At 70.5% G+C, this 22796-nt stretch carries 19 protein-coding genes, 1 tRNA gene and 1 pseudogene; 5 read left to right on the plus strand and 16 right to left on the minus strand.

Translation table 11 applies throughout. From position 1 onward, the window contains the following. Window positions 1-31 precede the first annotated feature (31 nt). The 3 genes from KAK06_RS21075 to KAK06_RS21085 are packed head-to-tail and all read right to left on the minus strand — an operon-like array spanning window position 32 to window position 4998. Window positions 32-3178 carry an efflux RND transporter permease subunit gene (locus KAK06_RS21075; RefSeq protein WP_210804138.1) on the minus strand — a complete coding sequence of 1049 codons (3147 nt, stop codon included), beginning with the start codon at window positions 3176-3178 and terminating at the stop codon, window positions 32-34. A gap of 18 nt (window positions 3179-3196) precedes the next feature. Further along, entirely contained in the window at window positions 3197-4351 is a 1155-nt protein-coding gene (locus tag KAK06_RS21080) for an efflux RND transporter periplasmic adaptor subunit (protein WP_210804139.1), read from the minus strand. Next, the gene (locus tag KAK06_RS21085; protein WP_247653029.1) at window positions 4348-4998 is read right to left on the minus strand and encodes a TetR/AcrR family transcriptional regulator; all 651 of its coding nucleotides are present in this window, start codon (window positions 4996-4998) and stop codon (window positions 4348-4350) included. Before KAK06_RS21085 ends, KAK06_RS21080 begins: the two co-directional genes overlap by 4 nt. 171 nt (window positions 4999-5169) lie before the next feature. Between KAK06_RS21085 and KAK06_RS21090 the strand changes: the two genes are divergently transcribed. Further along, window positions 5170-5994 (plus strand): undecaprenyl-diphosphate phosphatase, encoded by an 825-nt coding sequence (locus KAK06_RS21090; protein ID WP_210804153.1) that lies wholly within the window; start codon window positions 5170-5172, stop codon window positions 5992-5994. 10 nt (window positions 5995-6004) lie between these two features. Here KAK06_RS21090 and trmB read toward each other — a convergent pair whose 3' ends face one another. Continuing rightward, window positions 6005-6718: a tRNA (guanosine(46)-N7)-methyltransferase TrmB gene (gene trmB, locus KAK06_RS21095; RefSeq protein WP_210804154.1), complete on the minus strand. Its 714-nt coding sequence runs from the start codon at window positions 6716-6718 to the stop codon at window positions 6005-6007. A 62-nt stretch (window positions 6719-6780) separates the two neighbouring features. Here trmB and KAK06_RS21100 point away from each other — a divergent pair. Further along, window positions 6781-6854 (plus strand) — tRNA-Gly (locus tag KAK06_RS21100). 212 nt (window positions 6855-7066) lie between these two features. Here KAK06_RS21100 and KAK06_RS21105 read toward each other — a convergent pair. After that, window positions 7067-8266, minus strand: a complete 1200-nt coding sequence (locus KAK06_RS21105; RefSeq protein ID WP_210804141.1) for a tetratricopeptide repeat protein — start codon at window positions 8264-8266, stop codon at window positions 7067-7069. A 150-nt stretch (window positions 8267-8416) separates the two neighbouring features. Here KAK06_RS21105 and KAK06_RS21110 point away from each other — a divergent pair, with 150 nt between their 5' ends. Then, window positions 8417-9310 (plus strand): GGDEF domain-containing protein, encoded by an 894-nt coding sequence (locus KAK06_RS21110; RefSeq protein WP_247653030.1) that lies wholly within the window; start codon window positions 8417-8419, stop codon window positions 9308-9310. Window positions 9311-9334: 24 nt separating this feature from the next. Here KAK06_RS21110 and KAK06_RS21115 read toward each other — a convergent pair whose 3' ends face one another. Next, entirely contained in the window at window positions 9335-10813 is a 1479-nt protein-coding gene (locus tag KAK06_RS21115; RefSeq protein ID WP_210804142.1) for an NAD-dependent succinate-semialdehyde dehydrogenase, read from the minus strand. 30 nt (window positions 10814-10843) lie between these two features. After that, window positions 10844-12145: a 4-aminobutyrate--2-oxoglutarate transaminase gene (gene gabT / locus KAK06_RS21120; RefSeq protein ID WP_210804143.1), complete on the minus strand. Its 1302-nt coding sequence runs from the start codon at window positions 12143-12145 to the stop codon at window positions 10844-10846. Window positions 12146-12268: 123 nt separating this feature from the next. Here gabT and KAK06_RS21125 point away from each other — a divergent pair, with 123 nt between their 5' ends. Next, window positions 12269-13660 carry an aminotransferase-like domain-containing protein gene (locus KAK06_RS21125; RefSeq protein ID WP_210804144.1) on the plus strand — a complete coding sequence of 464 codons (1392 nt, stop codon included), beginning with the start codon at window positions 12269-12271 and terminating at the stop codon, window positions 13658-13660. A gap of 4 nt (window positions 13661-13664) precedes the next feature. On the opposite strand, the gene KAK06_RS21130 is transcribed toward KAK06_RS21125, so the two are convergent. Together KAK06_RS21130 and KAK06_RS21135 are read right to left on the minus strand one after the other, a co-directional pair. Next, window positions 13665-14597, minus strand: coding sequence for a hypothetical protein (locus KAK06_RS21130; protein ID WP_210804145.1), 933 nt, complete (start codon window positions 14595-14597; stop codon window positions 13665-13667). Window positions 14598-14756: 159 nt separating this feature from the next. Beyond that, window positions 14757-15698 carry a hypothetical protein gene (locus KAK06_RS21135; RefSeq protein ID WP_210804146.1) on the minus strand — a complete coding sequence of 314 codons (942 nt, stop codon included), beginning with the start codon at window positions 15696-15698 and terminating at the stop codon, window positions 14757-14759. A 146-nt stretch (window positions 15699-15844) separates the two neighbouring features. Here KAK06_RS21135 and KAK06_RS21140 point away from each other — a divergent pair, with 146 nt between their 5' ends. Continuing rightward, the gene (locus KAK06_RS21140; protein WP_210804147.1) at window positions 15845-18448 is read left to right on the plus strand and encodes an ATP-binding protein; all 2604 of its coding nucleotides are present in this window, start codon (window positions 15845-15847) and stop codon (window positions 18446-18448) included. Here the strand turns inward: KAK06_RS21140 and KAK06_RS21145 are convergent. From KAK06_RS21145 to KAK06_RS21175, 7 genes and pseudogenes are all read right to left on the minus strand, one after another. Further along, the gene (locus KAK06_RS21145) at window positions 18430-18816 is read right to left on the minus strand and encodes a PGDYG domain-containing protein (RefSeq protein WP_210804148.1); all 387 of its coding nucleotides are present in this window, start codon (window positions 18814-18816) and stop codon (window positions 18430-18432) included. The two genes, KAK06_RS21140 and KAK06_RS21145, sit on opposite strands and share 19 nt — an antisense overlap. A gap of 57 nt (window positions 18817-18873) precedes the next feature. Beyond that, window positions 18874-20013, minus strand: a complete 1140-nt coding sequence (locus tag KAK06_RS21150; protein ID WP_247653032.1) for an AgmX/PglI C-terminal domain-containing protein — start codon at window positions 20011-20013, stop codon at window positions 18874-18876. Further along, window positions 20010-20507 carry an ExbD/TolR family protein gene (locus tag KAK06_RS21155; RefSeq protein WP_210804149.1) on the minus strand — a complete coding sequence of 166 codons (498 nt, stop codon included), beginning with the start codon at window positions 20505-20507 and terminating at the stop codon, window positions 20010-20012. The genes KAK06_RS21150 and KAK06_RS21155 overlap by 4 nt, the downstream gene beginning before the upstream one ends. Before the next feature lies 1 nt (window position 20508). Further along, window positions 20509-20997, minus strand: coding sequence for a biopolymer transporter ExbD (locus tag KAK06_RS21160; RefSeq protein ID WP_210804150.1), 489 nt, complete (start codon window positions 20995-20997; stop codon window positions 20509-20511). A gap of 4 nt (window positions 20998-21001) precedes the next feature. Then, window positions 21002-21643 carry a MotA/TolQ/ExbB proton channel family protein gene (locus KAK06_RS21165; RefSeq protein ID WP_210804151.1) on the minus strand — a complete coding sequence of 214 codons (642 nt, stop codon included), beginning with the start codon at window positions 21641-21643 and terminating at the stop codon, window positions 21002-21004. Continuing rightward, window positions 21640-21930 (minus strand): hypothetical protein, encoded by a 291-nt coding sequence (locus tag KAK06_RS21170; RefSeq protein WP_210804152.1) that lies wholly within the window; start codon window positions 21928-21930, stop codon window positions 21640-21642. Before KAK06_RS21170 ends, KAK06_RS21165 begins: the two co-directional genes overlap by 4 nt. Beyond that, a pseudogene (locus KAK06_RS21175) lies at window positions 21927-22796 on the minus strand (hypothetical protein); the annotation flags it as partial. The pseudogene KAK06_RS21175 and the gene KAK06_RS21170, both read right to left, overlap by 4 nt.

A 22796-nucleotide genomic window follows, 5' to 3' on the forward strand; every position in this document is an offset into this window, starting at 1 on the left:
TCGACGGTCAGATGCGGGTCAACCCTTGATTTTAGGCTGTGCCGCCTGACGCGGGGCTGCCCGTGCCGCGCCGACGGCGCGCCCAGGCCGAGAGGTCATCCAGGTAGGCGTAGATCACCGGCACCACCACCAGGGTCAGCACCGAGGAGGTGATCACACCGCCGATCACCGCCTGACCCATCGGCGAGCGCTGCTCCGAGCCCTCCGAGAGCGCAAACGCCAGCGGCACCATGCCGAAGATCATCGCCAGCGTGGTCATCAGGATCGGGCGCAGCCGCACGCGGGCGGCTTCCAGCAGCGCCTCGCGCCGGGCCAGGCCCTGCTCGCGCAGGCGGATCGCGAAGTCCACCAGCAGGATCGCGTTCTTGGTGACCAGGCCCATCAGCATCACCACGCCGATGATCGAGAAGATGTTCAGCGTCGAGCGCCACAGCAGCAGCGCCCCGACCACCCCGATCAGCGTCAGCGGCAGCGAGCTCATCAGCGCCAGCGGCTGCAGGAAGCTGCGGAACTGGCTGGCCAGGATCATGTAGATGAAGATCACGCCCATGGCCAGCGCGCTCACGGCGTAGACGAAGGACTCCTGCATGTCCTTGGTGGACCCGCCAAAGCGGAACTGGTAGCCCGGTGGCAGCGCGGTGCTGTCCAGCACGGCGCGGATGTCGGCCGAGACCTCGCCCAGCGCGCGGCCCTCGGTGCCGGCAGTGAACTCCACCTCGCGGTTCAGGTCGCGCCGGTTGATCTGGTTGGCCAGGCCGGCGGGCACCAGCTCGGCGGCCTGGTCCAGGCGCGCCATGCGCGGGCTGCCATCCAGGTTCTGGCCGGCCGACAGCACCAGCCGGCCCAAGTCGCTGCGGTCTTCCCGCGCATCGGGGTGCAGGCGCACCTTGACGTCGTAGTTGTTGCCGTCCGGCGCGCGCCAGGTGCCCACGGTGGTGCCGGCCACCAGCTGGCGCAGCTGGGTGGTGATGCTGCCCAGGCTCAGGCCCAGGTCGGAGGCGGCGTCGCGGCGCACCTGCACCGCCAGCGTGGGCGTGTCCTCCTTCATGCTGGTGTCCAGATCCACCAGGCCGGGGATGGCGGCCAGGCGCTGGCGCAGGCCCTCGGTCAGGCGCTTGAGCTCGGACAGGTCGGGGCCCTGCAGCGACAGCGAGATGGGCTTGGCGCCGCCCACCGGGTCGGTCAGGCCGACCAGCGTGACGGTGATGCCCGGCACCGAGGCCAGTTGCTCGCGCAGCACGGCCGACATCTGGTCCACCGAGCGCGAGCGTTGCTTGCGGTCGACCAGGCGCACATAGATGCTCACCTGGTTGTGGCCCAGCGCGACGCCGGTGTTGATGGTGGCCAGTGTGTACTTCACCTCAGGCATCTGGCGCAGGATGCGGTCGACCTGGCGGGTGCGCTCCTCGGTCAGCGCCAGGCTGGAGCCCACCGGGGTGTAGAAGGCCACCGTGGTTTCGGAGAAGTCGGCCTTGGGCACGAACTCGGTGCCCAGCACGCGGGTCAGGCCCAGCGCCAGCACCAGACTGGCCAGCGCGATGCCCAGCGTCGACTTGGGATGGTCCAGCGACCAGCCCAGCGCCCGGTGGTAGCCCTCGCCCAGGCGGTGCGAGGCGCGGTCGACCCAGTGCGTCAGCCGGCCCAGGGTGCGGTCATAGAGATTGCGCGGCACGAAAGGCTGGCCTTCGCGGTCGATGGCCGGGTCGTGCCAGACCGAGCTGAGCATCGGGTCGAGCGTGAAGCTGACGAACATCGAGATCAGCACCGCCGAGACGATGGTGATGCCGAACTCGTGGAAGAACTTGCCGATGATGCCGCCCATGAAGCCGATCGGCGCGAACACCGCGACGATCGACAGCGTGGTGGCCAGCACCGCCAGGCCGATCTCGTCGGTGCCTTCCAGCGCCGCCTGGCGCGCCGGCTTGCCCATCTGCACATGGCGCACGATGTTCTCTCGCACCACGATCGCGTCGTCGATCAGCAAACCCACGCACAGGCTCAGCGCCATCAGCGTGATCATGTTGATCGTGAAGCCGAAGGCCTGCATGAACAAAAAGGTACCGATCAGCGCGATCGGCAGCGTCAGGCCGGTGATGACGGTGGATCGCCACGAATTCAGGAACAGGAAGACGATGCCGATCGTCAGCAGCGCGCCTTCGATCAGCGTGCGGCGCACGTTCTCGACCGACACGCGGATCGGCCGCGAGTTGTCGCGCACCACGTCCAGCGCCATGCCGGGCGGCAACTGGCTGCGCAGCGTCTCGACCACGCGGTTCAGGCCGTCGACCACCTCGATGGTGTTCTCGCCTTGCGCCTTGACCACATCCAGCGCCAGCATGCGCTGGCCATTGCGCAGCGCCAGGCTGTCGGTCTCCTCGGGGCCGTCGACCACCTGCGCCACCTGATCCAGGCGCACCGGCTGGCCGTTGCGGCGGGCGATGACGATCTGGCCCATGTCGGCCGGCCGGGCCACCCGGCCATCGACCTGCACCACGTCCTCGCGCGCGCCTTGGCGCAGCGTACCGGCGGGCAGGTTGCGGGTTTCGTTGCGCACCGCGCTGGTCACCGCGTCGGCGCCGATCGAAAAGGCCTCCAGCGCCTGCGGCCGCAGGTAGACGTTGAGCTCGCGCTTTTGCGCGCCCACCAGCGCCACCGAGCCCACGCCACGCACGTTCTCCAGGCGCTTCTTCAGCACCTGGTCGCCGTAGGTGCTGAGCTCGCTGGCGCTGCGGCTGTTGTCGGGCGAGGTGAGGGCCACGGTCCAGATCGGGCGCGAGGCGGGATCAAAGCGCTGCACGCGGGGTTCTTCCACCTCGTCGGCGAAAGCGGCCTTGACCTGCGAGACCTTCTCGCGCACGTCATCGGCGGCGCGGCGGCCATCGACATCCAGATTGAACTTGACGATGACGACCGAGGTGCCCTGGTAGCTGCGGCTGAACAGCTCATTGATGCCGGCGATCGTGTTGACCGCTTCCTCGACCTTGATCGTCACCTCGTTCTCGACCACCTCGGCCGAGGCGCCGGGGTAGGCGACCGTGACCACCACGAAGGGGAACTCGATGTTCGGGAACTGATCGACCTTCAGGCGCTGCACCGCAAACCCGCCCAGCACCACAAAGGCCAGCATGACCATCACGGCCATGACCGGGTTGCTGATCGAGACGCGGGTGAACCACATGGCGCGGGCTGGCCCTGCTCAGCGGGACGCCGCCGAGGCCGCAGTGGCCAGGCGTACCGCGGTGCCGTCGCGCACCGTGCCCACGCGCTCGCGCAGCAGCTGGTCACCGGCGGCGGCGCCGGACAGCAGCTCCACCAGCGGCTCACCCTGCGGCGAGCGGCCGCGCTGGCCGATCTGCACGCTGCGCGCACGGGCCTGGCCAGCCTGCACCACCAGCACATAGGGCTGCGGCTGGTCCTGGCGCAGCGCGTCGAGTGGCACGGCCAGGCGGTCGCTGCGGGCCAGCGCCGCCGCGCCCTGGGCGAACAGACCCTGGCGCAGCGCCGGGTGCGGCGCCAGGCTCAGGTAGGCGGTGACAGTGCGGGCACCGGCGGTGGTCGCGGGGTTGATGCGCGCCACGCGGGCGGTGACCGGCTCGGTGATGCCATCCACACGCAGGCTGGCCGAGGCGCCCACCGAGAGCCGGGCCACCGCCTGCGGCGCCAGCGCTGCTTCGAGCTCCAGTTGCGACAGGTCGACGATCTCCAGGATGCGCCCGTCCAGCGCCACCCGCTCGCCCGGCTGCGCCAGCCGCGCCGACACCAGGCCGTTGATGGGGGCCACCAGCAGGGTGTCGCCCTGCGTCTTGCGGGCCAGCTCCACCGCCGACTGTGCGGCCGCCCAGCTGGCTCGGTTGGCTTGGGCGGTGGATTGGGCGGTGTCCAAGGCAGTCGGTGAGATGAAGCCCTGCGCTACCAGGGCCTGGCTGTTGGCCAGCGCGCGCTCGGCGATGTCGAGCTGGGCCTTGGCCGCGTCGGCCTGCTGCTGCGCCTGCTTCAGGCGCCAGCCGGCCTCGGTGTCGTCGAGTCGGCCCAGCACCTGACCGGCACGCACGGCGTCGCCCTCGCGCACCGACAGCTCACGCAGTTCGGCCGCCACCTTGGCCTTGACCAGGGCGCTGCGCACCGCTTTCACACTGCCGGTCAGCTCGATCTCCTCGATCAGCGGCTGCGTGGCCACCACGGCCAGGTCGTCGGGCAGCAATTCGAGCGCGGCGCGGACCGGCGCGCTGGCCGCCACCGAGGCCGATGCGGCGTTGCCGGCCGCCGCAGCACCCGGGCGCAGCTTCCAGCCGCCCACGGCCAGCCCGGCCACGGCCAGCAGAATCAGGACGCGACGCAGAGCAGGGGTCATGATGAAGACGAATGGGCCTGCAGGCCGCGAAGGACCAGCTGCAGGTGGCTGCGGATGATGCGGCGCGGGTCGGCCACCATGGCCTCGGCCAGCGCGCAGGCGCCCACCGAATGCTTGTGCAGACACAGCATGATGATCGGCAGCACCAGGGAGTGGGCGGCGGCCTCCACGTCGACCGGCCGGAACTCGCCGCGGTCGATGCCGCGCTGCAGCAGGGCCTGGATCACCGCCAGGCCGGGCTGGATCACTTCCTGCGCGTAGAACTCGGCGATGTCGGGGAAGTTGCGCACCTCGGTGATCACCAGCTTGAACAGCGCCGAGCTGGGGCTGTCATACACCTCTTCCCACCAGGTGGGCAGCAACTCGGTCAGCGCCTCGGTGGCGCTGCCGTGGTGCTCCAGCAGGCGCTGGCGGCCGTCGGCCACCGCGCTGGACAGGGTGTGGCGGATCACCGCCTTGAGCAGCTCTTCCTTGCTGTTGAAGTACAGGTAGAGCGTGCCCTTGGCCACGCCGGCACGCTGCGCCACTTCCTCGGCCCGGGTGGCGGAGAAGCCTTTTTCGGTGAACAGGGCCAGCGCGGCATCCAGCAGTTCGCTGGGGCGGGCTTCCTTGCGACGTTGGCGGTGGGGTGTGGCGGACTCGGACATGATTACTGACTGACCGGTCATTAATCCTAACAGGCCGGCGCCAGCCGTCAATACCCCATAATGTATGCGGGGTCATGCTGCGTTGCAGCATCCTGCGGCGCTGCCAGCGCCTGGTCTGTAAGATGGCGCCCCTGAATGGGCAGGGTCGGGCAGACCCGGATGGACGACGCGATGGACATGCTGGTGTTGCTGAAGGCCGCGGTGATGGGCGTGGTGGAGGGACTGACCGAGTTCCTGCCGATCTCGTCCACCGGCCACCTGATCCTCGCGGGCTCGCTGCTGGGATTTGTGGGCGAAAAGATGAAGGTCTTCGAGATCGCGATCCAGACCGGCGCCATCTTCGCCGTGGTGCTGGTCTACTGGCAGCGCGTGCGCGACACCGTCACCGGTCTGGCCGCGCAGCCGCAGGCGCGCCGCTTTGCGATGAACGTGCTGATCGGCTTCCTCCCGGCGGTGGTGCTGGGCCTGCTGGTGGGCAAGTGGATCAAGGCCCACCTGTTCCTGCCCACCGTGGTGGCGTCCACCTTCATCCTGGGCGGCTTCGTGATTCTGTGGGCCGAGCGCCGCCAGGCCGCGCACACCCGCGTGCCCACGGTGGACGACATGGGGCCGATGGATGCGCTGAAGGTGGGTCTGGTGCAGTGCTTCGCGATGGTGCCGGGCACCAGCCGATCGGGCGCCACCATCATCGGCGGCATGCTGATGGGCCTGTCGCGCCAGGCGGCCACCGACTTCAGCTTCTTCCTGGGCATTCCCACGTTGATCGGCGCCGGCCTGTACAGCCTGTACAAGGCGCGCGCCGACCTGGACTGGGCCGACGCGCCGCTGTTCGGCGTGGGCCTGCTGTTCAGCTTCCTGTCGGCCTGGCTGTGCGTGCGCTGGCTGCTGCGCTACGTGGCCACGCACGACTTCAAGCCCTTCGCGTGGTATCGCATCGCCTTCGGGGTGCTGATCCTGGTCACCGCCCACTTCGGCTGGGTGACCTGGGCCGATTGAGGTACAGCGCTCAGCGGCGCCTGAAGACCAGGTCCCAGACACCGTGGCCCAGCTTGATGCCGCGGGCCTCGAACTTGGTCAGCGGGCGGTAGTCCGGCCGCGGTGCATAGCCGTCGGCGGTGTTGGCCAGCAGCGGCTCGGCGGACAGCACCTCCAGCATCTGCTCGGCATAGGGCTGCCAGTCGGTGGCGCAGTGCAGCACGCCGCCGGGCGCCAGACGCGAGGCCAGCAGCGCCACCAGCGGCGGCTGGATCAGGCGCCGCTTGTGGTGCTTCTTCTTGTGCCAGGGGTCGGGGAAAAAGATGTGCACGCCGGCCAGCGAGCCCGGCGCCACCATGTGCTCCAGCACCTGCACAGCGTCGTGCTGCAGGATGCGCAGATTGCCGAGCTGTTCTTCGCCGATGCGCTTGAGCAGCGCGCCCACGCCCGGCGTGTGGACCTCGATGCCGATGAAGTCGGTGTCCGGCCGCGTCGCCGCGATCTGCGCGGTGGCAGCGCCCATGCCGAAGCCGATTTCCAACACCCGCGGCGCTTCGCGGCCAAAGGCTGCCGCCCAGTCGGCCGGCTGGCCGGTGTAGGGCAGCACAAAGCGCGGCCCCAGGTCTTCCAGGGCCCGCTGCTGCCCGGTGCCCATGCGGCCGGCGCGCAGCACATAGCTGCGGATGGCACGGCGCTGGGGTTCAGTGGGCTCGGGCGACGGGGCGGACGGATCGGCGTCGGTCATGCGGTGCTGGCGTGGTATCGGCAAGGGGCCGGTATTGTCGCCGAGCTAGAATGCGTGCCGACGCGGGTGTAGTTCAATGGTAGAACGGCAGCTTCCCAAGCTTCATACGAGGGTTCGATTCCCTTCACCCGCTCCACGCTTTCCGACGCCGGCCGCAAGCCGGCGTTGTTTCTTCCGTGACCGGTGAAGGGGAGCGAACCCGGGTTCGGTCGGGCGCCCGTGGCGCCCGGACGCCGCGCAGCGGCGGGCCCGCAGGGCCGAGGCGGCTTGGCCGCCGAGCATGCCCTTCACCCGCTCCACATCCCTGAGGCCGATGCCAGCCTCGCGCTGGCATCGTCGTTTCAGGCCTCAGTGCACGCCCAGTGCCCGCAGGTGCTCGGCCTTGGCGGCGTAGAGCGAGCGCAGCTCGGGCCGCGGGCTCTCGGCGCCGGCCCGCTGCAGGTGGACCAGGGCCTGCGCCGGGTGGCCCAGCTGCAGCTCGGCCTGGGCCAGCGCAAAGTGGATCTCGTGGTAATCGGGATCGCGCGCCAATTCCTTCAGCAGCCAATCGCGCGCGCCGGCCGGATCGCCGGCGCGCAGCGCCGCCGTGCCGCGTGCGAGGTAGGTGAACGGGGCGGTGCCCTCGACGCGTGCGAGCACAGCGTCCAGTGGCTGCGCCTCGGTCAGGCGGCCCTGGGCGCGCAAGGCGGCGGCCAGGTTGGCCAGCAGCGTGGCGTGCTCGGGGGCCCGGGCCAGGCCGTCACGCCAGGCGCGCTCGGCCAGGTCGGCGCGGCCGTGGCGCTGAAACACCACGCCCAGGGTGTTGTAAGCGGCAGGGTAAGTGGCGTCCTGGGAAAGGGCGGCCAGGCTGAAGGCGTGGGCGGTGGCCAGGTCGCCCTGGGTGAGCCATTCGGCGGCGCGGTTGTTCAGGTACATCGCCAGCACGCGCTGGCGGCTGATGCGGCGCGCAGGCAGCTTGCCGGCGGCCTCGGGCGGCAGGAAGTCGATCACCATGGGCGGCGGGGCCAGCAGCACGCTGGCGAACGGCGAGGGGCGTGGCCCCAGCGCCAGGTTCACATGGGTGTTGCCCACATGCAGGCCGGCCAGGCGGCTCCACTGCGTGTCGGTCAGCACCTCGCGGAACTCCACCGACAGCCCCAGCCCGTCGGCCAGCGCAGCGGTGAGCAGCACCAGTGACAGGCAGTTGCCGCTGCGTGCGTCGAAGGTTTCAGCGGCGGTGCGGGTGGTGCTGGCGTCATAGACGACGTGGATGTCGCTGGCGCGCAGGGCCTCGTACAGCGCCAGCAGGCCACCCTGGCGGCGCGCGGCCGGGCGCAGGGTTTGGTCCAGGTAGGCCTGCAGGGCCGGGTCCAGGCGCAGTGCGGCCTCGGTGTCGGGGCGCTGCGTCGGCTGGCCCAGCGTGGTGTCGGCCCACAACACCGCATCTGCGGTGGGCGTGCGGGGCGCCTGGGCGCAGGCCGCCAGCAGCAGCACGGCCAGCGGCAGCAGGGTGCGGCGCCAGGCCGGACCCGTGAAGCGGCCGGCCAGGGCGGTGAGGGACGCAGGCATGCGGGCTCCTTGGATGACCCGCCCCGATCACGGCGTGTCACCTGGACATGCTACGCCGACACGGACCTGACAGCCAGTCTCGGTGTTTCCGCGCTGCCGGCGAGCGGCGCTGCTCAGGCATCATCGGGGCAAAGAACCCCAGCGCCCGTCATGTCACCCACGCCCTTGCAGGTCCTGGTGCTCAGCCAGCGACCCCTGGATCTCGTCACTTCTGCCCACGGCCCCTTCATCGCACACCAGGCCAGCACGCTGGCCGAGGTGGACGACATGCTCAACCAGCACGCCTGGCATGCGCTGGTCGTCGAGTTCGGGGTGGGTCTGTCCACCGAGCAACTGCTGCACTGGAACGGCCTGGCCCGTGCGCTGCTGGAAACGGCCCTGGTGCTGGTGGCGCCCGAACCCACGCTGGCCGAGTGCCAGCGCTGGCTGCAGGCCGGTGTGCGCGAGGTGGCCTCCAGCCGCGAGATGCACGGCGATGCCGCCGGCCGCGTGCTGCGCATGGCGATCGAGCGCAAGCGCCAGGACGACGCCGCGCGCCGCGCCTACAGCATCGACCTGGCCACCGGTCTGCCCAACCACCAGCAGTTGCTGGAGCACATGACCCACCTGCTGGCGCTGCGCGAGCGCGAGCCCGCGCCGATGGCGGTGGTGGTGCTGCAGCTCGAGGGCCTGCAGTCGGTCGAGGCCAGCCAGGGCGCCGAAGCCGCCAATGTGCTGCGCCGCAAGGCCGCGGTGCGCTTGCGCTCGGCACTGCGCGCGTCGGACGTGGTGGCCTCGCTGGGGCGCGACATGTTCGCGGTGCTGCTGGCCTGGATGGATGCCGACGAGGACGCCGAGCCGGTGGCCCGCAAGCTGCTGGCCACGGCCAGCGTGCCGATGCAGGTGTCGGGCCAGGCCGTGCCGCTGGGCATGCGCTACGGTCTGGCGCAGTTCCCGGCCCATGGCCGTGATGCCCAGAGCCTGCTCAAGCGCGCCACTGCCCAGGCGGCCGGGGGTGACGGGCGCCTGGTGCGCCTGGGCGAAGCCGCCAACGACGGGGCCTGATCGCCCCGCCGCTGGCCGGGCGCGTCACTTCAGGATGTCGCCCAGGCAGAGGTACTTGACCTCGACATAGTCGTCCATGCCGTGGTGCGAGCCCTCGCGCCCCAGGCCCGACTGCTTGACGCCGCCGAAGGGCACCTCGGCCACGCTGATCAGGCCGGTGTTGATGCCCACCATGCCGTACTCCAGCGCCTCGCCCACGCGGAAGATGCGGCCGATGTCGCGGCTGTAGAAGTAGCTGGCCAGACCGAACTCGGTGGCATTGGCCAGCTCGATCGCCTCGGCCTCGGTGCTGAAACGGAACACCGGTGCCACCGGGCCGAAGGTCTCTTCCTTCGAGACCTTCATCTCGGGCGTGACATCGGCCAGCACCGTGGGCGTGTAGAAGCGATCACCGATGCGCTGCCCGCCCACCACCACCTTGGCACCCTTGGCCAGCGCGTCGGCCACATGGTCCTCGACCTTGGCAATCGCCTGGTCGTCGATCATCGGGCCCTGGTTGATGCCGGCCTCGAAACCATTGCCCACCTTGATGGCCGCGGCCTTGGCGGCCAGCTTCTCGATGAAGGTGTCGTAGACGCTGTCCTGCACATAGAAGCGGTTGGTGCAGACGCAGGTCTGGCCCGAGTTGCGGTACTTGCTGATCGCGGCGCCCTCGGCGGCCGAGTCCAGGTCGGCGTCGTCGAAGACGATGAAGGGCGCATTCCCGCCCAGCTCCAGCGAGAGCTTCTTCACCGTGGGCGCGCACTGCTGCATCAGGATGCGGCCCACCTCGGTGGAGCCGGTGAAGCTGAGGTGGCGCACCACGTCGGAGCTGCACAACACCTTGCCCACCTCGATCGACTGCGCGGCATCGGCCGTCACCACGTTGAGCACACCCGCCGGCATGCCGGCACGCTGCGCCAGTTCGGCCACCGCCAGCGCCGACAGCGGCGTGGCCTCGGCCGGCTTGATCACCACCGGGCAGCCGGCGGCCAGGGCCGGCGCCACCTTGCGGGTGATCATGGCGATCGGGAAGTTCCACGGCGTGATCGCCGCGCAGACGCCGATCGGCTGCTTGATGATGACGTAGCGCTTGTTGCCGTCGGTGGTGGGGATGGTCTCGCCGTAGACGCGCTTGGCTTCTTCAGCGAACCACTCCAGGAAGCTGGCGCCGTAGCCGACCTCGCCCTTGGCCTCGGCCAGCGGCTTGCCCTGCTCGGCGGTCATGATGCGCGCCAGGTCGTCGGCGTGGGCGTGCATCAGCGCGAACCACTTCATCAGGATCGCGGCGCGCTCCTTGGCGGTCTTGGCGCGCCAGGCCGGCCAGGCCTTGTTGGCGGCGACGATGGCGTGGTGGGTGTGCTCGGCACCCAGGTTGGCCACGTCGGCCAGCTTCAGGCCGGTGGCGGGGTCGTTGACGTCGAAGCGGCTGCTGCCGGCGACCCATTCGCCGTTGATCAGCGCATCGGTCTTCAGCAGGCTGGGCTCGGCCAGCAGGGCCAGGGGGGAAGAGGGCATGTCCATGGAGGTCTCCTTGATCAGGACTCTACCAACTCAGGCCTGGCACGCTGTCAGGCAATCGGCCAGGAGGGCCATGCCTTCGTCGATCACCGCGTCGCTGGCGGTCAGCGGCACCAGGATGCGGATCACATTGCCGTAGGTGCCGCAGGACAGCAGGATCAGGCCGCGCTGGATGGCGTCGGCGCAGATGCGCTTGGTCAGGTCGGCATCGGGCTGCGACAGGTCGCCGCCCTTGAACAGCTCGATCGCCACCATCGCGCCCAGGCCGCGCACGTCCTGCACGCTCGGGTGCTGGGCAGCCAGCCGGGTCAGGCCGTCTTTCAGGCGCTGGCCCACGGCCTTGGAGCGCTCCAGCAGCTTCTCCTCGTCGAAGACCTGCAGCACCGCCAGTGCCGCGGCGCAGGCCAGCGGGTTGCCGGCATAGGTGCCACCCAGGCCGCCGGGCAGCGGCTTGTCCATCAGCTCGGCCTTGCCGATCACCGCCGAGATCGGGAAGCCCCCGGCCATGGACTTGGCCATCGTGACCATGTCAGGCGCCACGCCCCACTGCTCGCAGGCCAGCCAGGTGCCGGTGCGGCCGGCGCCGGTCTGCACCTCGTCGGCGATCAGCACGATGCCGTGCTGGTCGCACAGCGCGCGCAGCGCCTGCGCGAATTCGGGCGGCGCCACATAGAAACCGCCTTCGCCTTGCACCGGCTCGAGGATGATGGCGGCGACACGCTCAGCCTCGACGTCGTACTTGAAGATGTGTTCCAGCGAGCGCAGCGAATCGGCCACCGTTACGCCGTGCAGCGGGTTGGGGAACTCGGCGTGGTAGATCTCGGCCGGGAAGGGGCCGAAGCCGGCCTTGTAGGGCGCGACCTTGCCGGTCAGCGCCATGCCCAGCAGCGTGCGGCCATGGAAGCCACCGCCGAAGGCGATCACCGCCTGGCGCTTGGTGGCGGCGCGGGCGATCTTGACGGCGTTCTCCACGGCTTCGGCGCCGGTGGACAGGAAGTAGGCCTTCTTGGCGAAGTTCCCCGGCGTGCGGGCGATCAGCTGCTCGGCCAGCTCCACGTAGGGCTCGTAGGCCACGACCTGGAAGCAGGTGTGGTGGACCTGGTCGAGCTGGGCCTTCACGGCCTCGACGATCTTCGGGTGGCGGTGGCCGGTGTTGAGCACCGCGATGCCGCCGGCGAAGTCGATGTAGCGCTTGCCCTCGACGTCCCAGACCTCGGCGTTCTCGGCGCGGTCGACAAAGACTTCGTAGGTCTGGCCCAGGCCGGTGGGCAGGGCGGCACGGCGGCGGGCCATCAAGGCCTGGTTGGTGGCGGTGGTCTTGGCGTCGAGCGGCATGATGAGGGCCTCGTCTGTGAATGGGCGATGGGCGCATCCTAGGCCAGCGGCCGGGCGGCTACCATGCACAGCCACACCGGACAGCGGACACACTGTGCTGGTCCGGCGCCCTGTACAGATGCCATGCTGAACCTGCAGCCCACCTCCGCCACCCCGCTGGTCACGCAGATCGTCGACGGCCTGGCCGCCCAGATCGACGAGGGCGCGCTGCGCGCCGGCACCAAGGTGCCCTCGATCCGCCAGTTCGCCCATGCCCACCAGGTCAGCGTGTTCACCGTGGTCGAGGCCTATGACCGGCTGGTGGCCCAGGGCTACCTGGTGTCGCGGCCGCATTCGGGCTTCTTTGTGCGCAAGCGCGCCACACCGGGCACGTCGGTGGCCGCTGCGGCCAGCGGGCCGCAGGGCTTCGACTCGATGTGGTACCTGCGCAAGATCTTCGAGCACCGCCACCTGGGCATCAAGGCTGGTTGCGGCTGGCTGCCGGGCGACTGGCTGTTCGAGGACGGGCTGCGCCGCGCGCTGCGCCACCTGGCCGCCGATGACGCCGACCTGGGCGGCTATGGCGACCCCAAGGGCTACCCGCCGCTGCGCCAGCACATCGCCGAGGCTTTTGCCGAGCAGGAAGTGCAGGTCCACCCCGGCCAGGTGCTGCTGACCCAGGGCAGCAGCCAGGCGCTGGACCTGGCGGTGCGCCGCCTGGTGCGCCCGGGCGACGCGGTGCTGGTGGACGACCCCGGCTACGCCAACCTGCTGTTCGCGCTGCGCTACCAGGGTGCGCAGCTGCTGGGCGTGCCGCGCACACCGCAGGGCTGGGACCTGGCCGCGCTGGAGTCGCTGATCGCCACCCACCGCCCCAAGGTCTTTTTCACGCAGCCGCGCCTGCACAGCCCGACCGGCTCGGTGGCATCGCTGGCCCAGCTGCACCGGGTGCTGCAGCTGGCCGAGCGGCACGACCTGACGATTGTCGAGAACGACATCTACGCCGACCTGGACCCCGAGCCGCGCCCCTCGCTGGCCAGCCTGGACCAGCTCAACCGGGTGCTGACCATCGGCAGCTACAGCAAGACCATCTCGCCCAACATCCGCGTGGGTTTCTTGCTGGGCCACCCCGACCTGGTCGAGGACCTGGCGCAGCTGAAGATGATCTCGGGCCTGACCAGCGCCGAGTTTGGCGAGCGCCTGGCCCATGGCGCACTGGTGGAGGGCCGCTGGCGCAAGCACCTGAAGGCGCTGCGCGAGCGCCTGGCCGGCGCCCACCAGCAGGTGGCGCAGCGCCTGGTGGACCAGGGCTTCGAGCTGTTCCATGAGCCCAAGGCCGGCATGTTCCTGTGGGCGCGCCACCCGGCGCTGCCCGACGCGGTGGCGCTGTCCAACGAAGCTGCCGAGCAGGACATCATGCTCGGCCCCGGCCACCTGTTCATGGCCGACCTGCAGCCTACGCCCTGGATGCGCTTCAACGTGGCCTTCTGCGGCGACGAGCGGCTGTTTGCTTTTCTGAAGCGCTCGCTGACCTGAGAGCTCAGCCCCGGACGATCTCGGCGTCGATGCCGTCCAGCGTGTCGTGCAGCGGCTGGAGCATCTCGCTCAGCTCGTCGTTCCACTTCGCGGCCACCTTCTTGTAGCGCTTCTCGACCTGCTCGATGTCGGATCGGTAGGCCTTGATGGACAGGCCCACCTCGGCGCGCAGCTTGGACAGGCTGTCCTTGCTGCTGGTGATGTTCTTGAACCCGCGCAGCGCGTCGCCCAGGCCGCGGTTGAACTTCAGCGGGTAGGCGTCGTACTTCTCGGCCTTCAGGAACATCACGGCCTCCTTGGGCAAGGCCTTGTGCCGCTTCTGCGACAGCTTCTTGGCGTCTTCCCACCTGGTGATCCAGCGGTTGCAGTCTTCCCAGACCGCCCGGTCGGCCGCTGGCGCACTCTGCCGGGACCAGTTGCGCGTCAGGGTCTCGATCTCATGCAGGGCGTCCTTCAGCAGGTCCACGATGGCCGGGTCGCCCTTGTCCAGCTCGGCCTTCTTGTCGGTGATGAAGCTGCGGTAGCGGGCCATGACCACCAGCGCGCGCTCTGCGGTCTTGTCGCGCTGCTCGCCGGACTGGCCTTTCTTGAAGTCGGACATCACCTGGTCCAGCAGCTTGCCCAGGCCGTCGTCGAATCGGACTGGAAAGGCCGCCTCTGCCTTGATCTGGCTCTGCACCTGCGTGGCGCGCTGTTTGACCTGCTCCTTGAGCACCGCCACGAACTGGTCGCCCGTCATGTTCTGGGGCGCATTGGGCGCCACCTCGCGCAGCTTGGCGGGCGTCCTGCCGGCGTACACCAAGGCACGCTCCTTGAACTGCTCCAGGTCCCTCTTCAGCTCGGATTCCAGCTGGATCTGCCGCTTCTTGACGCCGCTGGCATACAGTTTCTCGGCCAGGGTCTTCTTCGCCTTCCAGCGATCGTGCAGGTCCAGCATGTCCAGGGTCTCCGTGTGTGAGGGTCAGGGGACCGCCGCCCTGACCGATGTCGAGCGGCGTCTGGCCTGAGTGTGCTGTGGGCCGGTGCTAAGCGCTGCTAAAAGGCGCGCAGCGGCGTCGCAACAGGTGCGGGCGCGGTGTTCGGCGGTGGGCGGCGCTCAGTGCAGGCCCAGGCGGGCGAGCTGGCCGCGGGCCTGCTCGCCCAGCTTGGACAGCTCGGCCACCTGCAGCAGCACCTGCTCGGGTGGCAGCTCGTCCAGGAAGCCGCCCTGCGCGTCATCGGCATAGCGGGCCAGGCGGGTACACAGGGCGGTCGCTGCGTGGCGGTCCAGGTGCGGCAGCACCGCGTCGGACTGCTCGCACCATGCCAGCAGCCGGCGCAGTCGCGTGGCCAGCGCCTGAGCATAGGCGTGCATGTGCCGGGCCAGCGCCTGTCGCGTGGCCTCGCCGGGATCCTGCGCGAAGTGCCGGTAGGCCGGCACGATGTGGTCGGACATGCTGGCGTAAGTCCCCGAGTCCATCGACCGCAGCCGCTCGATGAGGCTGTGGATCAGCGCCTGCAGCTCGCGTGATCGCCGCACCGTGTCCGAGGCTGACCATTGCCGCTCGGCCCGCGCCAGGGCCTGACGCAGGGCCGTGGACTCAATCTGAGAGTGCAGCAGGTGGGCGGTGCTGGCCATGTGTTCCAGGGCCCGCACGCTGGGCCGGGTCAGCAAGGAGCTGTCGTAATGCTGAGCCACCGCGAGCGCCTGGCGGCGCAGCACCCGCAGGCGAGAGCGCAGGCGGCACAGGCCGGCCGAGTCGATCAGCGCCACGGCACGGGCAATGCAATGGTCGATGGCAGCGGGATCGCCTTCCAGGCGGATCCAGTCGATGGCCGCGAGCTCGCTGTCCAGCGCCCGCAGCTGGTGGGCGAGGCCGGTGGGCCGACGCCGCAACAGCCAGGGCTTGTTCGCCTGCCACCAGCCCACGGTCAGGGCATCGGGCAGGCGCGGCGCGGCGGCATCCGGCCGGAACAGCCCATGCCAGCCGCATTCGGCCAGCGCCAGGCTGGGCGACAGGCCCACGGGCACGGAGATCGAAGCAACAGAACCACTCATGCTGGCTGGAAGGTCGGTGTGAGCTGCACTGTAGGCCGGGACGGCGCTAAATGGCGCTAACTGCGGGGCGCCAACTGCGGGGCGCCAACTGCGGGGCGCCAACTGCGAACCGACACCGCCGGCGCAGGGCGTCTAACATCCGGGACATGTCCGACCCAACCGCGCGCAGCGTCCCCCGCTCCCGCCCCAGCGGCGGTCTGTCTGCCGGCGTGTTGCGCTGTGGTGATTTCGTGGTCGATCTGTCCACTCGGCGACTGCGTTCTGCGGATGGGGCCGCGGTGGCGATCGGCTCGCGAGCCTTTGACCTGCTGCTGGCGCTGATCGAGGGCCACGGCCAGCCGGTACCGGGCGAGCAGCTGCGCGCGCGTGTCTGGCCCCGCCGCGTCGTGGCGGACAACAACCTGCGTGTGCAACTCACGCTGCTGCGGCGGCTGCTGGGCCGCGAGGCCGTGGCCTACCTGCCCGGCCTGGGATACCGGCTGACGGTGCCGATCGAGTGGCCCGCGGCCGCCGACGACGAGCCGACGCCAGCGCCGGGGCATCTGCCCGAGATCCTGTGGCCGCTGCTGGGCCGCGAGGGCTGGATGCAGCGGCTCGATGCCGAGCTGCGACCGGGCGCCCGCCTCAGCCTGGTGGCGGCGGGTGGCATAGGCAAGACCTCGCTGGCGCTGGCCCTGGCCCACCAGGGCGCGCGGCGCTTTGCCGATGGCGCCTGGTGGGTGGACCTGACCCCGCTGCGCGATCCGCAGGAGCTGCCTCGGCAGGTGGCCGCCGCGTTGGGTTTGCCGGTGATGCGCGAGCGCGCGCTGGATCAGCTGGGCCATGCGCTGTCGTCCTGGTCGGCGCTGCTGGTGCTCGACAACTGCGAGCACCTGAGAGCCGCCGCCTGCGAGCTGGCCGATCGGCTGCTGCGCGTGGCCTCCGGGGTGGGCCTGCTGGTGACCAGCCGGGTGGCGCTGGGCTGTGCGGGTGAGCAGTTGTGCCACCTGCCGCCACTGGATCTGCCGGGAGCCGATGCGCCCTGGTCGGCGCTGCAGCGCAGCGGCGCCGTGCAGCTGTTCGAGACGCGGACCCGCGCTGCCGATCAGCGATTTCGCCTGCGACCCGAAAATGCACAGCGCGTGGCCGAGATCTGCCGGCAACTCGACGGCAATGCCTTTGCCATCACGCTGGCCGCTGCCCAGGTGCCGGTACTGGGCCTGCAATGGGTACACGACAGCCTGGAAGATCGACTGAACTGGAGGCACCGGCAGCCAGCGGCCGATGACGACGCGCCGCACCACCGTTCGTTGGCGGCCACGCTGGACTGGTCCTGTGCACTGCTGCGCGAGCCGGCCCAGCGGCTGCTGCGTCGGCTGGGCGTGACCACGGGCAGCGTGGCCGTCGGACTGGTCGAGGCGCTGGCCGCTGCGGCGGAGCCGCTGCGCGCCAGCGACGGGCGCCAGGCGATCGAGGCCCTGGTGGCCCACGGCCTGCTGGCGCTGGAGGTCCGCGCACTGGATGGCACCAGTGAGCCGGCCTACGTGATGCACGGGTCGGTGCGTCTGTACGCCCGCGAGCAACTGCAAACCTCAGGCGAGTGGGACGCTGCGCACGAGGCGCTGGCCCGCTGGTTGTCAGGCCAACTGGGCGGCGACGGGCCGCTCGACGCCGAGCCGCCACCCCCGCCGCAACGCGTGCAGCAGCTGTCGGCCGATGTGCAGGTGGCCGTGGCCTGGGCGGCCCGGACCCAGCCGGACCTGGGGGTGGCGCTGGTGCGCCGCTGCATCGTGGGGTGGCGCCGCCATGGACAGCATGCGCTGGCGATGCGGCTGTCTGCAGAACTGCTGGCGAATGTGGACCAGCATGCGCTGGCGCTGCGATTCCTGTTGCTGGAAGGGCTCTGCGGGATCCAGTGGGAGCTGGAGCACCACGACCAGGTGTTCCAGCACGCCCGCGAGATGCAGGCGCTGCTGCAGGCTGACCAGGGCCTGGAGCGGCCCATCTGGCTGCGACGCTGGGCCCAGGCGCTCGCCTGGCAGGCCCATGTGCTGTGCTACCAGCAGGGGTCGGCTGCCGCGGTGCCGCTGCTGTACGAGGCCCTGGCGGCCAGCCGCGAGGGGCATGACGGGCGCGGCCTTCGCCAGTCGCTGGCCAACCTGGGCTGGTATCTGCAGGACCTGGGGCAATTCGATGAGGCGCATCCCTTGCTCGTCGAGTCCCTGCAGCTGAGCCTGGAGGCCGGCGACGACTGGGGCGTTCTGGTGGCGCTTGAGAACCTGGGCGAGCTGGAGCTGCACCGTGGCCGGCCGCTGCTGGCGATCGAGCACTTTGCGCGCGAGGCCGAACTGGCCCGTCGCGTACCTGACCTGTTCCGCCGCTGCCAGGCGCTGGTGTCGCTGGTGCAATCCCAGCTGGCCCTTTCTGGCGAACCCGCCGACCGTGCCGCGCTGCTGGAGGCCCTGGTTCTGGCCCGGCAGCATGGATTCCTGCGCCCGATGTGCCACGGCGTGTCGGTGCTGGCGCTGCTGCAGGCCCGCAGTGGCCAACCGGCCGAAGCGCTGGCGACCCTGGTCTTCAGCGAGCACCTGCATCGTCGACTGGCCTTGCCCATCTGCCAGAGCAGCCAGCGTGCCGAGGTAGAAGCCCGCACCCTGTGCGCTGACACGCTGTCAGCAGCGACGCGCCGCGCTGCTCAGGCGCGCGGCGAGCTGCTGGAACTGGCCGAGCTGATCAGCGGTCTGCAGACACCTCAGTCGTCCGGCTCGTAGAGCTGCGCAAAGCGCTCGGCGCTGACCGCGTAGGCGTCGCCGCCGTCAGGCTGGTTGGACACCAGCCAGTCGCCAACGGCGTGGTGGGTGCGGCCTTCCTGGGTGGCCACACTGCCGGCGCGAGTGGCCTGCTCGGCCCACACCGGCGCGCTCTTCACGAAGCGGCCGGGCGAGACCTCTCGGTAGGTGGCGGCAAAGCTCTCGGCCGAGACGGTGTAGACCTCGCCGCCGTTGTCGACCAGCCAGTCGCCCGCCTGGGCGCGCTGCAGGTCGCCCCACTTGCGGTAGACCAGGCCCTCGGTGTCCAGCCGCAGTTGCACGGCGGTGACGGCCTGGTCGGGGCGGCGGCGAAAGCGCTGGCGGGTCATGGGCAGAGGGCAAGGAGCGAGGCAACAGCCTGCATTGTCGCCGCCCGCTGTACCCCGTCAGGACGGCAGAAAGTCCAGCGGCCAGCTCACCACCATCTCGTCCACGTCCTTGGCGCCGAAGTCGAACTGGCGGATGCGTGCCAGCAGCTTGGCCTCCAGCTCGGGTGTCTTCAGCTCACTGCTGACTAGGCGCAACCCGCTGACGTTGCCGGTCGGAGCGATGCGCAGCTCCACCACCACCTTGCCCTGCAGCGATGCATCGTCGCGCAGCGCGCGGTTGTAGATCGCGTAGATCGCGCCCTTGTGGCGCTCGAAGACCAGCCGGATCTCCTCCAGCGAGCGCGAGGCCTTGCCGCTGTGGCCACGCTGTACCGCACCGCCCTTGCTGGCGCTGCCGCCGCCCACGCCGGTGCCGTTGCCCTTGCCGCCGGTGGCCGAGCCACCGCCGCCGCCCGGTCCACCCCCACCGCCGCCCCCGGCCACGCCCTCGACCAGCGTGGTGCTGCGGCCGGCCAGGCCGCCGCCGCCGCTGTCGCGGCTGAGCGCGGCGGTGTTGATGCCGCCGCTGCCGCCGGTGGCGTTGCTGGTGATCAGCGCGCGGTCGGGCAGGCCCGGCTGGGTGCCGGCGCCCACGCCGGGTCCGGTGGCCACGCCGACGCCCGGGCCGGGGTGGATCTTCTCCTGCAACTGCACCGCGGTGGGCGCGCCGTGGATGGCCGCCAGCTGGTCCTTCATGGCCAGCAGGCCGACGCCGGCGGCGCGCTGTCGGGCGCCCACCTCGCCCGGCGCGCGGCCAGGAATGGGGCGGCGCGCTTCGGGCACCGGCGGCTGGTCGGCGTTGGGCGTCTCATTGCGGGGCCGAGGCTCCTTGCGGGCCGGGATGTCCTTTTCGGCGGGCGGGCGCTCAGCCGCCTTGTCGGGCGCCGGCTTCTCTGCGGCCGGCGCCGGGCGGGGTGCGGGCGGCGGCGCCAGGCGCTGCTCCTCCAGCAGCTTGGCCATCGGTGCGCTCAGACCCGGCCGGGCCTCGGGCGGGCGCTCGGGCCGCGGCAGCCAGCCGGCCACCAGTGCCCCCAGCAGGCTGGCCGCCAGCAGGCCGCGCCACAGGCGGCGAAAGCGCGCCTCGTCGATCGCTGAGACCGACCAGGCCAGCACCGGCTGGCGAAAGCTCACCGCCGGCATCGTCATCGCGGCATTCATGGCGCCACCGCCTTCTGCCGCACTGCGAAGCGCACGTCCTCCAGGCCCGCGCGGGCGCAGGAGACCATGACCTTGCGCAGCAGCTGGTAGGGCAGCTCCTGGTCGGCCATCAGCGTGACGCTCTTGCGGTCGTTCTCGGCGCGCACCGCCTGGCGCTCGGCCAGCAGGCGCTGCAGCTCAAGCTGCAGCGGCGCGATCAGGTCCTCGGGCTGGGCCAGGGCCTCGGGCGTGGCGGCCACGCGGCGGCCCTCGACCACGATGTCCTCGGCACTGACAGTCACCACCAACGTGGCCTGCGGGGCGGTCTCGGCCACCGACTCGGGCAGGCGCACCGCCTTGCTCGAGGGCAGCAGCTCCACCTCGCTGGCGTTGGACAGCAGGAAGAAGATCAGGATGGTGAACACGTCGATCAGCGAGACCAGGTTCATGTCCACCATGTCGTGGTCGCGCGACTTGCGCGCGGCGCGTTTTTGCAGCGGGGTCAGCTTGGCCATGTCACTTGCCTTGGGGTGCGTCGCCCAGCGAGATCACCGGGAACAGCTCGGCCTTGACCACCTCGGTGCCGCGGCTGGTGCGGCCCTCGCGGGTGGCATCCATCAGCGCCACCAGGGTGCGGTAGGGCGTGTCGGGGCGGGCCAGCAGCGTGGCGGCCTTCTCGTCCGGGAACTTGGCCTTGACCTGGTGCAGCAGCGCGTTCAGGGCGCGCACATCCGGGCCCTCGGCGGTGTGCGGCAGGTGCGCGATCAGGCCGCCGATGCGGTCGCCCACGTCCACTGCGTCGGCGCGCAGCACCAGCTCCAGCTGCAGCTTGTCCACCTGCAGCTTCTCCACCCCGGCGTTCTGCGCCGGCAGGTTCAGCTCCAGCACCGCCAGCCGGGTGAACACCGCGGTGGACAGCAGAAAGGGCACCAGCACCACGATCAGGTTGATGAACGCGGTGACCTCCAGCGCCGCTGGCGCCTTGCGCAAGCGTCGGATCGCCATGATCTCAGTGCGTGCCGGCCAGGCGCTGCACGGTGTTCAGGAAGCTGATCTTGGCGGCCTCCAGCCCGTCGACGATCTCCGCCGTGCGCGCCTGCAGGAAGGCGTGCACCAGCAGGAAGGGGATGGCCACCATCAGCGCGAAGGCGGTGTTGTTCATCGCGATCGAGATGGACGCCGACAGCAGCTCGGCCTTCTCCGCCGGGTTGACCTGGGCCACCGCGGTGAAGGCCTTGATCAGGCCCATGATCGTGCCCAGCAGGCCGACCAGCGTGATCACGTTGGCGAAGGTGGCGATGTAGTGGGTGCGCTTTTCCAGGCGCGGGACGATCTCCATCATCCCTTCCTCCATCGCGGCATCGATGTCCTCGCGCTTCTTCGAGGTCTGCAGCCGATCCAGGCCATTGGCCACCAGCTTGCCCAGCGCGGCGTCCGAGGCGCTGGCCAGCGACTGCACCTGCTTGAGTTGGCCCTGGCCCAGCAGCGGCTGCACCTGCTCCCACAGCGCGCGGTTGTCGCTGCGCGCGCGGCGCAGGAAGACGAAGCGCTCGATGGCAATGGCCAGGCCCAGCGACATGATCAGCAGGCTGGGGTAGATGAACAGGCCGCAATCCTGGAAGAACTTGACAGCGGTATCGAAGGCATTCATCGGGGGCTCTCGTTGGCGGTGGGTTGGGCGGTGGGGGTGGATTCGTTGGCAAAGCGCAGCCGGCGCTTGTGCACGTCGCGGTCGAGCGGGGCCAGCACCTCGTCGACCAGGCTGGTGGGCGGCTTGCCCTGCAGCGCGTCGGGCAGCGGCTTCTTCCAGGGCACGATGTAGATGACCTTGGGCAGCTCGCGGTTGCCGACGATGCGGCTGGGGTCCATGTCGGCGCGGTCCTGGGCGCTGGCCACACTGGCGGCCATCAGCAGCAGGGAAGGGGCGAGGGCTCTCATGTGGCCTCCTTGCGGGCGGGGGCGGCGCCCTTGGCGGCGCGCGGCTTGAGTTCGGCCACCCATTTGCCGACCTGGGCGTCACCGCCCGGGGTCAGCTCAAGGTAGCGCTGGTACTGGGCGAGTGCCGCCACCGGCTCGTCCAGGTACAGGTCCAGCAGCACGCCCAGGTTCAGCACCGAGGCGGCATGGCCCGGCTCGGCGGCCAGGGCCTGCTGCCAGCGCGCGCGGGCTTCGGGCAGCTTGCCTTGCTCGCGCAGCGCGATGGCTTCGCGGTTGAGCTGCGCGGCCGGGCCGGTGGCCTCGTCGCGGCGCTCGGCCTTGGCCCAGCGCGCCGGGCGCAGCGTGCGCAAGGCGGCCAGGCTCTGGCGCACCGGCTCGTCCCACTGGCCCTGGCGCACGCGCGCCGCGTTGGCTTCGTGCAGCGCGATCGCCTTTTCCTCGAACGGGTAGGCCTGCTCCTCCAGCAGCACGTCGTACTGTTCGCGCTCGGCCTTGCTGAGCTTCTTCGGCCGCTGCGACTTCAGCAGCGCCTGGCCGAACTCCTGGTACAGCGACGCGCTGGCAAAGGTGGCGGCGGTGACACCTTCGGCCACGCCGTCCTCGGCGGCCACGCCCCAGGCCTGCAGCGCGGCCTCGAGCCGGGTCTTCTTCAGCGCCAAGGACTTGGCCAGCGGCTCGGTCAGCGCCACCGCGCGGCAGGCCTCGTCGGCCGGCCGGGCCAGCGCCAGCGCGGCCTGGGCCGACAGCAGCTTGCTGCGCGCACTGCGGGCAGCGCCACCGGCGCGCTCGGTGGCCAGCAGCTCGCGCTGCCAGGCCAGCGCCTGCGCCGACGTGCGCGCGTGGCGGGCCAGCGCGGCGCGGGCCTC

Source organism: Ideonella aquatica (genome assembly GCF_018069755.1).
Lineage (GTDB): Bacteria > Pseudomonadota > Gammaproteobacteria > Burkholderiales > Burkholderiaceae_C > Ideonella > Ideonella aquatica.

Excerpts from the sequence above, each read along its gene's own strand:
- KAK06_RS21075 (WP_210804138.1), bottom strand. The coding sequence starts at position 3,178 with ATGTGGTTCACCCGCGTCTCGATCAGCAACCCGGTCATGGCCGTGATG.
- KAK06_RS21080 (WP_210804139.1), bottom strand. The coding sequence starts at position 4,351 with ATGACCCCTGCTCTGCGTCGCGTCCTGATTCTGCTGGCCGTGGCCGGG.
- KAK06_RS21085 (WP_247653029.1), bottom strand. The coding sequence starts at position 4,998 with ATGTCCGAGTCCGCCACACCCCACCGCCAACGTCGCAAGGAAGCCCGC.
- KAK06_RS21090 (WP_210804153.1), top strand. The coding sequence starts at position 5,170 with ATGGACATGCTGGTGTTGCTGAAGGCCGCGGTGATGGGCGTGGTGGAG.
- trmB (WP_210804154.1), bottom strand. The coding sequence starts at position 6,718 with ATGACCGACGCCGATCCGTCCGCCCCGTCGCCCGAGCCCACTGAACCC.
- KAK06_RS21105 (WP_210804141.1), bottom strand. The coding sequence starts at position 8,266 with ATGCCTGCGTCCCTCACCGCCCTGGCCGGCCGCTTCACGGGTCCGGCC.
- KAK06_RS21110 (WP_247653030.1), top strand. The coding sequence starts at position 8,417 with ATGTCACCCACGCCCTTGCAGGTCCTGGTGCTCAGCCAGCGACCCCTG.
- KAK06_RS21115 (WP_210804142.1), bottom strand. The coding sequence starts at position 10,813 with ATGGACATGCCCTCTTCCCCCCTGGCCCTGCTGGCCGAGCCCAGCCTG.
- gabT (WP_210804143.1), bottom strand. The coding sequence starts at position 12,145 with ATGCCGCTCGACGCCAAGACCACCGCCACCAACCAGGCCTTGATGGCC.
- KAK06_RS21125 (WP_210804144.1), top strand. The coding sequence starts at position 12,269 with ATGCTGAACCTGCAGCCCACCTCCGCCACCCCGCTGGTCACGCAGATC.
- KAK06_RS21130 (WP_210804145.1), bottom strand. The coding sequence starts at position 14,597 with ATGCTGGACCTGCACGATCGCTGGAAGGCGAAGAAGACCCTGGCCGAG.
- KAK06_RS21135 (WP_210804146.1), bottom strand. The coding sequence starts at position 15,698 with ATGAGTGGTTCTGTTGCTTCGATCTCCGTGCCCGTGGGCCTGTCGCCC.
- KAK06_RS21140 (WP_210804147.1), top strand. The coding sequence starts at position 15,845 with ATGTCCGACCCAACCGCGCGCAGCGTCCCCCGCTCCCGCCCCAGCGGC.
- KAK06_RS21145 (WP_210804148.1), bottom strand. The coding sequence starts at position 18,816 with ATGACCCGCCAGCGCTTTCGCCGCCGCCCCGACCAGGCCGTCACCGCC.
- KAK06_RS21150 (WP_247653032.1), bottom strand. The coding sequence starts at position 20,013 with ATGAATGCCGCGATGACGATGCCGGCGGTGAGCTTTCGCCAGCCGGTG.
- KAK06_RS21155 (WP_210804149.1), bottom strand. The coding sequence starts at position 20,507 with ATGGCCAAGCTGACCCCGCTGCAAAAACGCGCCGCGCGCAAGTCGCGC.
- KAK06_RS21160 (WP_210804150.1), bottom strand. The coding sequence starts at position 20,997 with ATGGCGATCCGACGCTTGCGCAAGGCGCCAGCGGCGCTGGAGGTCACC.
- KAK06_RS21165 (WP_210804151.1), bottom strand. The coding sequence starts at position 21,643 with ATGAATGCCTTCGATACCGCTGTCAAGTTCTTCCAGGATTGCGGCCTG.
- KAK06_RS21170 (WP_210804152.1), bottom strand. The coding sequence starts at position 21,930 with ATGAGAGCCCTCGCCCCTTCCCTGCTGCTGATGGCCGCCAGTGTGGCC.